Source organism: Streptomyces sp. SM11, from assembly GCF_002910905.1.
Taxonomy (GTDB): Bacteria; Actinomycetota; Actinomycetes; order Streptomycetales; family Streptomycetaceae; genus Streptomyces.
In genome coordinates this window covers 13,517-27,667 of record NZ_NEUE01000291.1, presented here as the reverse complement: position 1 = coordinate 27,667, position 14,151 = coordinate 13,517, and the positions used below count along the sequence as shown (strand labels likewise).

The 14,151-nt window shown below is 72.2% G+C and carries 10 protein-coding genes; 3 read left to right on the top strand and 7 right to left on the bottom strand.

Translation table 11 applies throughout. The features are described 5' to 3' along the window. Window positions 1-149: 149 nt before the first annotated feature. From B9S58_RS31990 to B9S58_RS31970, 5 genes are all read right to left on the bottom strand, one after another. Window positions 150-1,268 (bottom strand): ParA family protein, encoded by a 1,119-nt coding sequence (locus B9S58_RS31990; RefSeq protein WP_003970030.1) that lies wholly within the window; start codon window positions 1,266-1,268, stop codon window positions 150-152. Between the two features lie 368 nt (window positions 1,269-1,636). Beyond that, a complete protein-coding gene (gene ald, locus B9S58_RS31985) occupies window positions 1,637-2,752 on the bottom strand; it encodes an alanine dehydrogenase (RefSeq protein ID WP_103535407.1) in 1,116 nt (371 codons plus the stop codon). A 144-nt stretch (window positions 2,753-2,896) separates the two neighbouring features. Next, the gene (locus B9S58_RS31980; RefSeq protein ID WP_103535404.1) at window positions 2,897-5,029 is read right to left on the bottom strand and encodes a tetratricopeptide repeat protein; all 2,133 of its coding nucleotides are present in this window, start codon (window positions 5,027-5,029) and stop codon (window positions 2,897-2,899) included. 225 nt (window positions 5,030-5,254) lie between these two features. Then, on the bottom strand, window positions 5,255-5,881 hold the full coding sequence (locus B9S58_RS31975) for an NUDIX hydrolase (protein ID WP_103535403.1): 627 nt from the start codon (window positions 5,879-5,881) through the stop codon (window positions 5,255-5,257). A gap of 85 nt (window positions 5,882-5,966) precedes the next feature. Next, window positions 5,967-7,622, bottom strand: coding sequence for a CTP synthase (locus tag B9S58_RS31970; RefSeq protein ID WP_103535402.1), 1,656 nt, complete (start codon window positions 7,620-7,622; stop codon window positions 5,967-5,969). A gap of 443 nt (window positions 7,623-8,065) precedes the next feature. Here B9S58_RS31970 and B9S58_RS31965 point away from each other — a divergent pair, with 443 nt between their 5' ends. Continuing rightward, entirely contained in the window at window positions 8,066-9,868 is a 1,803-nt protein-coding gene (locus B9S58_RS31965) for a glycoside hydrolase family 15 protein (protein WP_103535401.1), read from the top strand. Window positions 9,869-9,926: 58 nt separating this feature from the next. Here the strand turns inward: B9S58_RS31965 and B9S58_RS31960 are convergent, their stop codons facing one another. Further along, window positions 9,927-10,733 (bottom strand): aminotransferase class IV family protein, encoded by an 807-nt coding sequence (locus B9S58_RS31960; protein WP_103535400.1) that lies wholly within the window; start codon window positions 10,731-10,733, stop codon window positions 9,927-9,929. Window positions 10,734-10,793: 60 nt separating this feature from the next. Here B9S58_RS31960 and B9S58_RS31955 point away from each other — a divergent pair, with 60 nt between their 5' ends. Next, window positions 10,794-11,138 (top strand): MerR family transcriptional regulator, encoded by a 345-nt coding sequence (locus B9S58_RS31955; RefSeq protein WP_103535399.1) that lies wholly within the window; start codon window positions 10,794-10,796, stop codon window positions 11,136-11,138. Between the two features lie 140 nt (window positions 11,139-11,278). Then, window positions 11,279-12,904, top strand: a complete 1,626-nt coding sequence (locus B9S58_RS31950) for a PucR family transcriptional regulator (protein WP_103535398.1) — start codon at window positions 11,279-11,281, stop codon at window positions 12,902-12,904. 51 nt (window positions 12,905-12,955) lie between these two features. Here B9S58_RS31950 and B9S58_RS31945 read toward each other — a convergent pair whose 3' ends face one another. Further along, window positions 12,956-14,050: a glycosyltransferase family 4 protein gene (locus tag B9S58_RS31945; RefSeq protein ID WP_103535406.1), complete on the bottom strand. Its 1,095-nt coding sequence runs from the start codon at window positions 14,048-14,050 to the stop codon at window positions 12,956-12,958. Between the last annotated feature and the right edge of the window lie 101 nt (window positions 14,051-14,151).

The window sequence follows — 14,151 nt, the reverse complement described above, 5'->3', positions numbered from 1 at the left end:
CGGGGCCTGGCCGGAGGGATCGCTCTCCCCGGCGGGCGCGGGCACCCGCGGCTCGCCGTTCGCCTTGCGCCGCCGCTCCGCCGGGGAGGACGACTGGAGACCCATCCCGCCTCCGGTGGTACGGAACAGTTCGTCGGCCCCCGGCAGACTCACTCGGCGTGACACCGGGCGAGCACCTCCCTGGCGAGCTGGCGATAGGCGGCCGCGCCGACCGAGTTGGAGGCGTAGGTGGTGATGGGCTCGCCGGCGACCGTGGTCTCCGGGAAGCGGACCGTGCGCCCGATGACCGTGTGGTAGACGTGCTCGTCGAAGGCCTCGACTACGCGCGCCAGGACCTCGCGGCTGTGCACCGTACGGGAGTCGTACATGGTGGCGAGAATGCCGTCGAGCTCCAGCTCCGGGTTGAGCCGCTCCTGGACCTTCTCGATGGTCTCGGTGAGCAGCGCCACCCCGCGCAGCGCGAAGAACTCGCACTCCAGCGGCACTATGACCTTGTGAGCGGCCGTCAGGGCGTTCACGGTGAGCAGGCCGAGGGAGGGCTGACAGTCGATCACGATGTAGTCGTAGTCGGCCATCAGCGGCTTCAGGGCGCGCTGGAGCGTGGACTCGCGGGCCACCTCGCTGACGAGCTGCACCTCGGCGGCGGAGAGGTCGATGTTGCTGGGCAGCAGGTCCATGTTGGGGACCGCGGTCTTGAGCAGGACGTCGTCGGCCGCCATGCCCCGCTCCATGAGCAGGTTGTAGACGGTGAGGTCCAGCTCCATCGGGTTGACCCCGAGGCCGACGGAGAGCGCGCCCTGCGGGTCGAAGTCGACGAGCAGGACCCGGCGTCCGTACTCCGCGAGCGCGGCACCCAGGTTGATGGTCGACGTGGTCTTGCCGACGCCACCCTTCTGGTTGCACATCGCGATGATCTTCGCGGGGCCGTGGTCGGTCAGGGGACCCGGGATCGGGAAGTACGGCAGCGGCCGTCCGGTCGGGCCGATGCGCTCGCGGCGCTGACGCGCGGCGTCGGGCGCGAGGGTGGCCGCGTACTCCGGATCGGGCTCGTACTCGGCGTCGGGGTCGTAGAAGTGCCCCTCGGGCACCTCGGCGAAGTCGGCGAAGCGGTCGGTGTCCCGGCTGCTCTCGTTGCCGGCCGTGGCGTTCACGTGTAGGCCGTCCATCATCTGGGGGGCTGTCGTCATGTGCTGTTGGGTGGCGAAGGTGCGGACAGCGACGGAGCCGACAGCTTCGAGCCCGATCGGGCTCAGACCCCGTGCGGGCATCCCTGGTTGACCACCCCCGGGAGTAATTGTCGACTCATTCACAAGTCGTCTTACCTCCTTGGACGTGACCAGGAAACTTATCGATAGGTCAGCGTGGCACCATGCCGACGATTGGCGACTCTATGGCGTGTCACCGGTCCGCAGCAACACAATCCGCCGGACCCGGCCCGATGTGTCGGCAATCGAACACCTCGCTGTCAAGGGTGCACAGCGACCAAGCCGCACATTTCGCCGCAGCACGAAACGGGTAAAGGGTTACGTTCGGCGCGAGTTGCGCAAGGGCCTCACAGGGCCCGATACACGTCCGGCCGGACCTTGCTCGGCAAGGTCCGGCCGGACGTGCGATGTTGACGGAGGGAGTTGACTCGTCAGCCGAGGAGCGCACTCAGCTCGACGCGCGGGAGGTCGTGCGCCTCGGCCACCTCGCGGTAAACCACCTGGCCCTCATGGGTGTTGAGGCCCTTGGCGAGCGCGGCGTCGCGGCGCAGGGCGTCGGCCCAGCCGCGGTTCGCGAGCTCCACGATGTAGGGCAGCGTCGCGTTGGTGAGCGCGTAGGTGGAGGTGTGGGGCACCGCGCCGGGCATGTTGGCGACGCAGTAGAAGACCGAGTCGTGCACCCGGAAGGTCGGCTCGGCGTGGGTCGTCGGACGCGAGTCCTCGAAGCAGCCACCCTGGTCGATTGCAATGTCGACAAGTACACTTCCGGGCTTCATCTTGGCGACGAGCTCGTTGGTGACCAGCTTCGGGGCCTTGGCACCGGGGATCAGCACGGCGCCGATGACGAGGTCGGCCTCGACGACGGCCTTCTCCAGTTCGAAGGCGTTGGAGACGACGGTCTGCACCTTGGTGCCGAAGATCTTGTCGGCCTCGCGCAGCTTGTTGATGTCGCGGTCGAGCAGCGTGACGTGGAAGCCGAGGCCCACGGCGATCTGGGTGGCGTTCCAGCCGGAGACGCCGCCACCGATGACGACGGCCTTGCCGGCCGCGGTGCCGGGGACGCCGCCGGGCAGCACGCCGCGGCCGCCGACGGAGCGCATCAGGTGGTACGCGCCGACCTGCGGGGCCAGGCGGCCCGCGACCTCGGACATCGGGGCGAGCAGCGGGAGGGCGCGGTTCGCGGTCTCGACCGTCTCGTAGGCGATGGCGGTGGTGCCGGAGGCCAGCAGCGCGTCGGTGCACTCGCGGGAGGCGGCGAGGTGCAGGTAGGTGAAGAGCGTCTGGTCCTTGCGGAGGCGGTGGTGCTCCTCCGCGACCGGCTCCTTGACCTTCAGCAGCAGGTCGGCGGCGGCCCAGACCTCGTCGGCGGTGGGCAGGATCCGCGCACCGGCGGCGACGAACTCCTGGTCCGTGATGGACGAGCCGACGCCGGCACTCTGCTCGATGACGACCTCGTGGCCGTGACGGACGAGCTCATGCACTCCGGCGGGGGTGATCGCCACCCGGAACTCGTTGTTCTTGACTTCGCGGGGGATGCCGACCTTCACGTCGATCACGGTCCTTGGCTCGGAGGGTCATCCGGGCGCAGCGGTGCACACCCGGACATATACATCATAAATGGGAGACGCCACGGAGGGACGCGGCAGAGCCAGTCTAATGAAGGACTTCGCGCTGTCTAGCCTTACAAAGCATTAATTTTCCGTCGAAGCACTACGGATTTCGTAGGCAGAACCCTCCTCGCCCAGCAATCTGTCGGCCGCAGCCCGGTGCAGACCGGCCGCGGCGGGGTCCCCGAGCCGGTCCAGCGTGTCGGCGAGCCGCAGCTGCAGCGCCGCCTGAAGCCGCACGTCACCGGCGCGCCGGGCCAGGTCCACGGCCTCCCGGCAGGTCCGGAGCGAGTCGTGCGGCCGGCCCGCGTACTCCTGGACCCGGGCCGACTCGCTGAGCGCCCGCGCCTGGGCCGCCGGATCGCCGAGCCTGCGGTGGCCCGCCGCGGCGGCGCGCCAGTTCCGCAGCGCCTCGCCGTAGCGCCCGGCGTACGTGTGGACCGCCCCGAGCCGCCCGTACAGCCGGGCCGTCTCGGCCCGCTCCCCCTGGGTCAGGCGCTGGGAGAGCGCCCGGCCGTACCAGTCGGCGGCCCGGTGGTAGTCCCCCAGCTCCTCGTACGCGCCGCCTACGGATTCCATCGCGCGGCCGGTGGCGTACAGGTCCTTGGCGGCCTTTCCGGCGTCCAGCGCGGCCCGGTAGCGGGTCAGCGCGTCCCGGGTACGGCCGGTGCGGGCGTCCAGATCGGCGAGGTTCAGCAGGGCGGCGGCCTGCTCGCGGGGCAGCTCGCGCCGCAGCGCCACATCCAGGACAAGACCGTGCAGCCCGTACAGCTCGGGGGCGGCCTCCTCCGTCCCCCGGTGCGCGGCCAGGGCCCGCACCAGGGCCGCCACCAGCCGCCGCGCCAGGGTGTCGAGCTCGCCGTCCGCCACGGCGAGGCGGGCCGAGGCGAGCAGGGCGGGCTGGCGGACCCGTAGCCACGCGCCCGCCTCCTCCGCGTTCGGAAAGCGCAGCGAACGCGGCAGTCCGGCGAGCTTGCGGCGGGCGGCGGAGCCCTCCGGCTCGGTGACCGCGCGGCAGGACTGGAGCCGGCGCACGGTCCGCTCCAGCATCCGGGCGCGGGCGAGCTCGATCTCGCCGGCCCGGTCCTGGTCCTCCAGCAGCGCCCGCAGCAGCGGGGCGAGACAGCCGGGCACCGCGTACTGGGGGTGGGCCGCGCCGTCCGTCCGCAGCAGTCCGAGCTTCACGAAGTCGTCGAGGGTGGAGCGGGCGGCGGAGACCGAGCAGCCGGCCAGCGCGGAGGCCGTATGGGCGTCGGCGAGCCCGGCGGGGGCGAGGGCCAGCAGGCGCAGTATCCGGGCGGCGGTCGCCGGCAGGGAGTCGTGGACGAGCCGGAACGCGCGGGCCAGCGGCCGGGCGCCGACGGAGTGCTGATCACCGGAGTCGGGCAGCTCGTGCAGCTGCTTGGCGACGTCGGCGACCGAGGCCATGGGATGGGCGGCGAGCAGGCCGCCCATCAGGGCGAGCGCCGCCGGCTGCCCCCCGCACACCTCGGACAGGGTCTCCGCGGTGCGGGGGTCGACGGTGATGCGGACCTGTCCGATGGCGCGGGCGAGCAGCCGCACCGCCGCGCCCGCCTCCAGTCCGCCGAGCGTGCAGGGCCGCACGTCGGGGATGCCGGTCAGCGGGCCGGTCGCGGTGGCGAGCACCAGGCAGTCCGGGTTCTCCGGGAGCAGCGGGTCGACCTGCTCGGCGTCGGCCGCGTCGTCGAGGACCAGGACGAGCCGGCGTACGGCGAGGGCCTCGCGGACCATCTCGGACAGCTCGTCCTGATCGGCGCCGGGCGGGACCGCCACTCCGAGGAGGCCGAGGATCTCGCCGGCGGTGCGTTCGGTGGGGACGCGTCTGCCGCCGGGGTCGGTGAGGCCGACCCGGAGCACTCCGTCGGGGTAGTCGCCGGAGCCCGTACCGGGGACGGCCCAGGGCAGGGCGCCCGTGGCGGCCGCGGCGGCCGCGGCGGCGTCGGTTCCGGTGAGCGCCCCGGCCAGTTCCTCGGCGAGTGCGCTGCGGCCGGAGCCGGGGCGGCCGGCGATCAGCAGGACCCGGGCGCGGGGGGTCTTGCGGCCGGCCAGGGTGTCGAGACCAGCGCGCTCGATGTCCGCCCGCAGAGCCTTCAACTCGCGTTCGCGGCCGAAGAATCGGGGTGGGGCGGTGCCGGACGGCTCCTCGGTCCCCGGGGCCTTCGCCGGGCCGCTGGTGTCCACCGCCTGATCGGTCACGAGCCACGCTCCACTTCGCTGCACGCGGTGCCCGCCGGAACTCCGGTCGGGTGCGTTTCGAGCGTAGTTCAGCGGTGACGACGATCACTGCGGAGCGGGGCGGAGCAGGGGGAACATCCCCCGATCGGATCAGCATTTCTTCATCTCTTACGATCGCGATGTCCTGCGATCGCCCGACCGAGGGACGGTGCGCGGCGGCAGACGGCCCGTCAGGCCGTCGAACCGTCAGGCCTCGAAGGGCCGGGCCGGCCAGGGCGCCTCGGCGGGGCGCAGGGAGTCGACGCCGTCGCCCGCCCGTACGGCGGTGAGCGCGAGCGCCCCGACGACCAGGCAGTTGTTGTGCACGTCCCCCGCGATCACCGAGCGGACCAGCTCGGTCAGCGGCACCCGGGCGTGCTCCATGTCGGCCTCCTCCTCGGAGACCGCGTACCGCTCGCCCTCCGCCTCGGAGAGGTCGCGGGCCAGGAAGATGCGCACGGCCTCGTCGCAGCCGCCGGGCGTGGTGTAGACGTCGGTCAGCACCCGCCAGTCCTCGGCCTTGACGTGCGCCTCCTCGTAGAGCTCGCGCTGGGCGGCGTGCAGGGGGTTCTCGCCGGGGATGTCGAGCAGTCCGGCCGGGATCTCCCAGAGCCGGTGGCGTACCGGGTGGCGGTACTGCCGCAGCACGATCACCCGGTCGTCCTCGTCGATGGCGAGAACGGCGACGGAACCGGGGTGGACCTGGTAGTCACGGCCGTGGACGGATCCGTCGGGCATCACCACCCGGTCGGTGCGGACGCTGGTCTTGTTGCCGGTGAAGGGGGTGACGGTCTCGGTGACCTGCCACTCCTCGGGCGTGTCCTGGATACCCATGTGCGTCCTCCCGCGTACAGAACGAAAAACCGGGGCACGGCATCCGTGAAGGATCCGTACCCCGGTCAACCGTAATGCCTCGGAACTACTCGCCCGCGCCGACCTTGCGCGCGACGGCGGCCTTCACCAGACCCGCGAAGAGCGGGTGCGGGCGGGTCGGGCGGGAGCGCAGCTCCGGGTGCGCCTGGGTGGCGACCAGGTAGGGGTGCGTCTCGCGCGGGTATTCGACGTACTCGACGAGCTTGTTGTCCGGGGAGGTGCCGGAGAAGACCAGTCCGGCCTTCTTCTCCAGCTCGGACCGGTAGGCGTTGTTGACCTCGTAGCGGTGGCGGTGGCGCTCCTCCACGTACGGCTGGCCGTCGTAGGCCTCGCGGACGAGGGAGCCCTCGGCGAGCTTGGCCGGGTAGAGGCCGAGCCGCATGGTGCCGCCGAGGTCGCCGGCGCCCTCGACGAAGGCGAGCTGCTCCTCCATCGTCGAGATGACGGGGTGGGAGGTGGCGGCGTCGAACTCGGTGGAGTTGGCGTCGGGGATCTCGGCGAGCGAGCGGGCCGCCTCGATCACGATGCACTGGAGGCCGAGGCAGAGGCCGAGCAGCGGGACCCTGTTCTCGCGGGCGTAGCGGATGGCGCCGACCTTGCCGTCGACCCCGCGCTCGCCGAAGCCGCCCGGGATGCAGATCGCGTCGACGTCGCCGAGGTGTTCGGCGGCGCCGGCGGCGGTCCGGCAGTCGTCGGAGGTGACCCACTTGACCTTGACGCGGGCCTTGTTGGCGAAGCCGCCGGCGCGGATGGCCTCGGTGACCGAGAGATAGGCGTCGGGCAGGTCGATGTACTTGCCGACCAGCGCGACGGTGACCTCGTGGTCGGGGTTGTGGACCCGGTCCAGCAGATCGTCCCAGGTGGTCCAGTCGACGTCCCGGAACGGCAGGTCGAGCTTGCGCACGACGTAGGCGTCCAGGCCCTCGGTGTGCAGCACCTTGGGGATGTCGTAGATCGACTTGGCGTCGATCGCGGCCACCACGGCGGCCTCGTCGACGTCGCACATCAGCGAGATCTTGCGCTTGATGGCGGTGGGGACCTCGCGGTCGGCGCGCAGCACGATGGCGTCCGGCTGGATACCGATGTTGCGCAGGGCGGCCACCGAGTGCTGGGTGGGCTTGGTCTTCAGCTCGCCGGAGGGGCCGATGTAGGGCAGCAGCGAGATGTGGACGACGAAGACGTTGTCCCGGCCGACCTCGTGGCGGACCTGGCGGACGGTCTCCAGGAACGGCAGCGACTCGATGTCGCCGACCGTGCCGCCGACCTCGGTGATGACGACGTCCACGTCATCGGTGGCCATGCGGCGGATGCGGTGCTTGATCTCGTTGGTGATGTGCGGGATGACCTGGACGGTGTCGCCCAGATACTCGCCGCGCCGCTCCTTGGCGATGACCTGCGAGTAGACCTGGCCGGTCGTCACGTTGGCGGAGCCGTCGAGGTCGACGTCCAGGAAGCGCTCGTAGTGGCCGATGTCCAGGTCGGTCTCGGCGCCGTCGTTGGTGACGAACACCTCGCCGTGCTGGAAGGGGTTCATCGTGCCGGGGTCGACATTGAGGTAGGGGTCGAGCTTCTGCATGGTGACCCGCAGGCCCCGCGCCTTGAGCAGGGCACCCAGGCTGGAGGCAGTCAGACCCTTGCCGAGGGAGGAGGCGACACCCCCGGTGACGAAGATGTGCTTGGTCGTCGTGGATGTGGGCTGCATAGCCAAAGGGGGCTCCCGTGGTCGCGATTCTGAGGTGCGTACCGGCCACCGAACCGGAGATTCCGGGGGTGCCGTCGCTGCGGTTCGGGGGCCTCGTCCGCTGTCGCGAACGACCACCGGTCCACGGGCTACCAGGGTAACAGCGACGGCGGGAGGCTGCTTCCGACCACTACCTTGCACGGGGGCGTCACACCATCACCCCGGGTACTTCACGTCCCACCCGATCAGCTCAGAGATGTTGCGGGGACCGTCGCGCGGATCTTCGTGGTGCGTCGTATCCTGCTCAAACACTCGCTGCCGAGACGGCCGGGCGGCGGCACCACCCAGGCCGCCCACCGGTAAGGAACTCGTCGGATCTTCCCGGGTGAAAGACCCTACGACCCCCTTGACCCGCAGTAAGCGCCCTTTGACGGGGCGACATGGCCGTTCGACTGGAGACGCACGTGGCCGGGCGCATCGAGGATTACGCACTCATCGGAGACATGCAGACCGCAGCCCTGGTCTGCCGGGACGGCACAGCGGACTGGCTGTGCCTGCCCCGCTTCGACTCGCACGCCGTGTTCGCGGGCCTGCTGGGCACCGAGGAACACGGCTTCTGGCGCCTGGGCCCCGCGAGAGCGGAAGGAACCGAACCAGCCTTCGCCGACCGGCGGCGTTATCGCGGCGACTCCCTCATCCTGGAATCGGAGTGGGACACGCCGCGCGGCACCGTACGAGTGACCGATTTCATGCCCCCGCGTGACGGCGCGCCGCAGCTCATCCGGATCGTGGAGGGCGTCAGCGGCCGCGTGCCGATGCGTTCGGAACTGCGGATGCGCTTCAGCTACGGCCGGGTGACCCCCTGGGTGCACAAGGTCGACAACCGCACGGTCGCCGTGGCCGGGCCGGACTCCGTCTGGCTGGACACCGAGGCGGACACCTACGGCAAGAACCTGACCACCTACTCCGACTTCACCGTCGGCCCCGGCGACCGGGTGGCGTTCACGATCAGCTGGCAGCCCTCGCACCACGGACCACCGGCCCTCCCCGACCCCGAGGGGTCCCTGGAGGCGACCGCGCTGTTCTGGCGCGAGTGGGTCGATCAGTGTACGTACCACGGGCCCTATCGGGAGGCGGTCGTCCGCTCCCTGATCACCCTCAAGGCCCTCACGTACGCGCCGACCGGCGGCATCGTCGCGGCGCCGACCACGTCACTGCCCGAGGAGATCGGGGGCGTACGGAACTGGGACTACCGCTACACCTGGCTGCGGGACGCCGCGATCACCCTCTCCTCGCTGCTGCGCACCGGCTATCGGGAAGAGGCCCGCGCCTGGCGCGAGTGGCTGCTGCGGGCGGTGGCGGGCGACCCGGAGAACCTCCAGATCATGTACGGCATCGCGGGCGAGCGCGAGCTCGGCGAGGCGGAGCTGGACTGGCTGCCCGGCTACGAGAACTCCGGCCCGGTCCGCGTCGGCAACGGCGCGGCGAACCAGCTCCAGCTGGACGTCTACGGCGAGGTCACCGAGGCACTGCACCTGGCGCACATGACGGGTCTGACCCGCAACGACTACGCCATGGGCCTCCAGCTCAAGCTGATCGAGTATCTGGAGAAGCACTGGGAGGAGCCCGACGAGGGCATCTGGGAGGTGCGCGGGCCACGCCGGCACTTCGTGCACTCCAAGGTGATGGCGTGGGTCGCGGTCGACCGGACGATCAAGCTGGTCGAGTCCGGGGACGTCGAGGGCCCGCTGGAGCGGTGGTACCAGCTGCGCGACGACATCCACCGGGACGTCTGCGAGCGCGGGTACGACAAGGAGCGCAACACCTTCACCCAGTCCTACGGGTCGAAGGAGCTGGACGCCTCCCTGCTGCTCATCCCGCAGATGGGTTTCCTGCCGCCGGACGACAAACGGGTCATCGGCACGATCGAGGCGATCCAGCGGGAGCTGTCCACGGAGGACGGCTTCATCCTGCGCTACCCCACCGAGGGCGAGAACGCGGGCGTCGACGGTCTGGCGGGCGACGAGGGCGCGTTCCTGGCCTGCTCGTTCTGGATGGCCGACGACCTCGCGATGATCGGCCGGGTCGACGAGGCGCGCCAGCTGTTCGAAAAGCTGCTGTCGCTCCGCAACGACCTGGGCCTGCTGGCCGAGGAGTGGGACTCCAACCTCCAGCGCCAGGTGGGGAACTTCCCGCAGGCGTTCAGTCACGTCCCGCTGATCGACACGGCCCTGCGGCTGACGGCGAGCGGCGCGTACGTGGGCTGAGCCGCGGTTCGTCCTGATGGTGGCCGCCCCGGGTTTCCCGGGGCGGCCACCATGCGTTTCAGGGCGCGGTGAGCGGTTCGGCCTCGTACGCCCGGTGGAGCACCTCGAGGAACCGGGGCGCGGCGGGCAGCTCGGTGGCGCCGATCCGGTGGACCTCCACGCCCGGTGTCCAGGAGTTCATGACGACCGCGCCGGCGAGGTCGGGCAGCCCGTCGGGGGTGATCGCGGCGGTCCGCTGTTCGATCCCGAGCCGGTCCAGCTGCCGGCGGACGATGCCCATCGTGGTCCCGGTCAGGATCTGGGCCCGGGGCCACACCACCGACTCGCCGTCCCAGAAAGCCAGGTTCCAGATCGTCGCCTCGCTGAAGCGGCCCTCCCGGTCCAGGAAGGCGGCGTCGTCGAAGCCGTCGGCGACGGCCTGCCGGAGGAGGTGGGTCTTGGCGACCTCACCGACATGCTTGACGTGCGGCAGGAACCGCTCGTGCTCGACCGCCGCGAGCGCCAGCGGGCCTCCGGGGCCGGACGACGACGGCCCGGTCCTTACCAGCAGCGCCAGGTTCGCGCGGGCCGCGGTGAACTCACCGGCCGTGGAGTGGACCGTGGCCGTCAGCGAGAGGTCGGCTCCTCCGGCACGGAGTGCGGTACGCAGGTGGGAGCGGACCAGGTCCTCGGGCAGGGCCTGCCCGAACAGCTCGACCGACGCGGTCCGCAGCCGCTCCAGATGGAGGTCGAGGCCGCGGACCCGGCCGTCGCGGACCTGTATCGCGGTGAAGTGGGCATGGCCCGCGAAGGCGAGCGGCGCGAGGTCGTCGGTACTCGCCGTCCGGCCGTTGGCCTGCACGATGTACGGGGAATCTTCGTTCATGCCCCGGACGTTAAGGCCTGACACCGGTGGCAAGGTCAAGAGGAAACGAGGCACGGGCACATGCTGATCGGAGAGTTGTCCCGGCGGACGGGCGTCAGCGCGCGGTCGTTGCGGTACTACGAGGCGCAGGGGCTGCTGTCGGCCCGGCGCGGCGCGAACGGCTATCGCGCCTACGGCGAGGAGGCCGTGGTGACCGTCACGCAGATCCGCGCGCTGCTGCGGGCGGGCCTGTCCACCGAGGTGATCCGTCAGGTGCTGCCGTGCGCCCGGGGCGAGGGGCCGGGGTTCGACTGGTGCGCGGAGCTGCGGGAGATCCTCGGCGGGGAGCTGGCGGAGATGGACGAACAGATCGAGGCGCTGCGGCGCAGCCGGGGCACGCTCGTGGGGTTGCTGACGAAGCCCTGACCCGGGCCGGGCCGGCCTGGTGCTGCTATCTCTCCGCCTCCCCTGCGATGCGCGGCCCGCACCCCGGGCGGTAGCGTCCTGAACAGGACGACCGCCCGATCGACGGGCCGGTCAGGGCACAAGGGAAGCGGGCCGGGTACGTGGAGAGCCACAGCGGAATCACCGTGCAGCGGGCGCTGGAGCTGCCGGGGCTGCGCGCCGGGCTGCCGGAGGTGGTGGCCTGCGCCGACCGGCTGAACCGTACGGTGCGCTGGGTGCACGCGGGCGAGGTCCCGAACATCGCCTCCCTCCTCAAGGGCGGCGAGCTGCTCCTGACCACCGGTCTGGGCCTGGGCGCCCGCCCCGCCGAACAGCGCGCCTTCGTCCGCCGCCTCGCCGACCGGGGCATCGCGGCCCTGGTGGTGGAGCTCGGCCCGCGTTTCGGCCGGCTGCCCGCCTCCATCGTGGACGCCGCCCGCGCGGCCGGGCTCCCGCTGGTCCAGCTGCACCGCGAGGTGCCGTTCGTCGCGGTGACCGAGGAGGTGCACACCGAGATCGTCAACGGGCACTACGCGCTGCTCCAGCAGGCGGAGGAGGTGCACCGGCGCGCCACCCGGGCGCTGCTCGACGGGGGCGGGGTGCCGCAGGTCCTCGGGATCCTCGCCGACTTCACCGCCAACCCGGTCTTCCTGGAGACGCCCGACGGCCAGCTCCTGTACGCGGCGTCCACCGGGACCGGCCCGGTGGGCGCGGACCCGCTCCAGGTCTGGGAGGGCATGCGCGGCGACCGGGCGGCCCGGGAGAGCCCGCCGACCGGCGCGGTGCTGGTGGACGTGCCCGGCGGCGGGCCCGAGACCGGTTCGGTACGGGCGAGGCTGGTGCTGCTCGCGGTGTCCGGGCCGCTGGCGACCGTGCACCGGATGGCGGCGGAGCGCGCGGCGGGCCTCCTCGCCGTCGTCCTGATGCAGGCCCGGCAGGAGGAGGAGCTGGCCGCCCGGGGCCGGGGCGACTTCCTCACCGACCTCGCGGAGGGCCGGATCGTCCCGGAGGACGCCCCCGCCCAGGCCCGGGTGCTCGGCTTCCGGCCCGGCGACACCCCGCTCCTCCCGGTGGTGATGCGGCTGGCCCCCGAGCTGTCCCCGTCGGGCAACTGGGCGCTGCTGGCCCGTGCGGTGCTGGAGGAGCTGGCCTCGGTCGGGGTCCCTGTGCTGCTCGGCGTACGGCCCGTGGAGGGGCGGGTTCCGCTCCTGCTGGGGCTGCGCTCGGAGGGCGAGCGCACCGCGGTCGCGGACCGGGTGGCGGCAGCGCTGCGGGCGGGCGTGGAGCGGGCCGGTCTCGACCGCGCCGGATCGCAGCCGCCGGTGGTCGTGGTCGGCGTCCCGGGCGGCTGGGCCGCGGCGGGCGCGGGGCTGCGGCACGCGTCGGAGACGGCGACGGCCGCGCAGGGACTGGCCGACCGGCCCTGGTACGACGCCCGGCGCCTCGACATCGACCTGCTGCTGTGGCGGCTGCGGGACCATCCGGACCTGGCGGCGTTCGTGAACCGGGCGATCGGGCCGCTGCGCGAGCACGACCGCACCTCGCGCCCGCCGTTGCTTCCGACGCTCCAGGCGTATCTTGCGCACGCGGGCCGCAAGGCGGAGACCGCCCGCGAGCTGCATCTCAACCGGCAGACGCTCTACAACCGCCTCGCCCGGATCGGCGAGCTGCTGGGCACGGACCTGGACGACCCGCAGACGGTGCTGGCGCTGAGCCTGGCGCTGAGGGCCCGCCGCCACACCGCCTGAGCCCCGGGCTGGTGGGCGGTCCGTTCAGCGCGGCCGCCCTGCCGTGTCCCCTCAGCGCGCCCGCCCTGTCGCCAGCGGATGCGTCAACTCGTCGTAGACGCTGAGCACATGGGCGATCGTGTCGTCCTCGGTGGGCCAGCCCGCCGCCTGCACCCGCCCGGCCTCGGCGAGCCGGGCGCGCGCGCCCGGGTCCCCGAGCAGCCTCACGACCGTACGTGCGAGAGCCTCGGCGTCGCCGTACGGCACCAGTTCGGCGGCCTCGCCGACCAGTTCGGGCACACCGCCGACGGCGGTCGCGACGAGCGGCACCCCGGCTCGCAACGCCTCCTGGGCCAGCAGGGAGCGGCCCTCCCACCGGCTCGGCAGCAGGGCCAGGTCGGCGGCGGCCAGCAACTCCCCCACACCGTCCCGGCATCCGATGAGCGTGACGGGCAACCCCTCGTCCGTGATCCGCCGTTGCAGGGCGTCCCGGTCGCGCCCCTCACCCGCGATGACGAGCAGCGGCACGGGGTCCAGACCGCGCCAGACGCGGGCCGCGTCCAGCAGGGTACCGAAGCCGTGATGCGGTACGAGACTGCCGACGGCCATCAGTAACGGCCGGTCCACCGCGCCCAGTTCGGCCCGCGCCTTGCCCTCTTCGGCGTCGGCCGGGCGCGGGGGCGGAACGGCGAGGGGAGCGAGCCGGGCGTCGCGCGCACCCCGCCCGCGGGCCCGGTCCACCAGGTCGGAGGAGGGGGCGAGTACCACGGCCGCCGCCCGTGCGGCGCGTCGTTCCAGCAGATGCAGGATCTGCCGGCGGGCGCCTTCCGCGTACCGCCGCGTGTGCCAGGTCAGCACCAGGGGCACGGCGCGCCCGCTGAGGGCGAGGGCGGTGCGGGCGGCCGCGTGGAGCCCGTGGGCGTGGACGACGTCCGCACCCGCGCAGGCGGCCCGCAGCGCGGCGACGGCCGCCGGATCGCTGCGCCGGGGCACCGGAAGGAAGCGGGCTCCGGTCGCCGTGAACCCGTAGGCGCGGTCCACCGCGGAAGGGGCGCAGACGGTCACCTGCACCCCACGCGCCACCAGCCCGGCGGCCAGCGAACCGACGTGCGCGCTGCTGCCCGCACTCCCGCCGCCCAGGACTTGGACCGTACGCAGCTGTGACACGTTGATTGGCTCCCCGGGGCTCCGGAGTCGGCGGTAAGTACAGCGCCAAGGATGCCAGTCCGTACGCACGTTCCGGGACCGCCGTAACGTTGCTGCCGCGC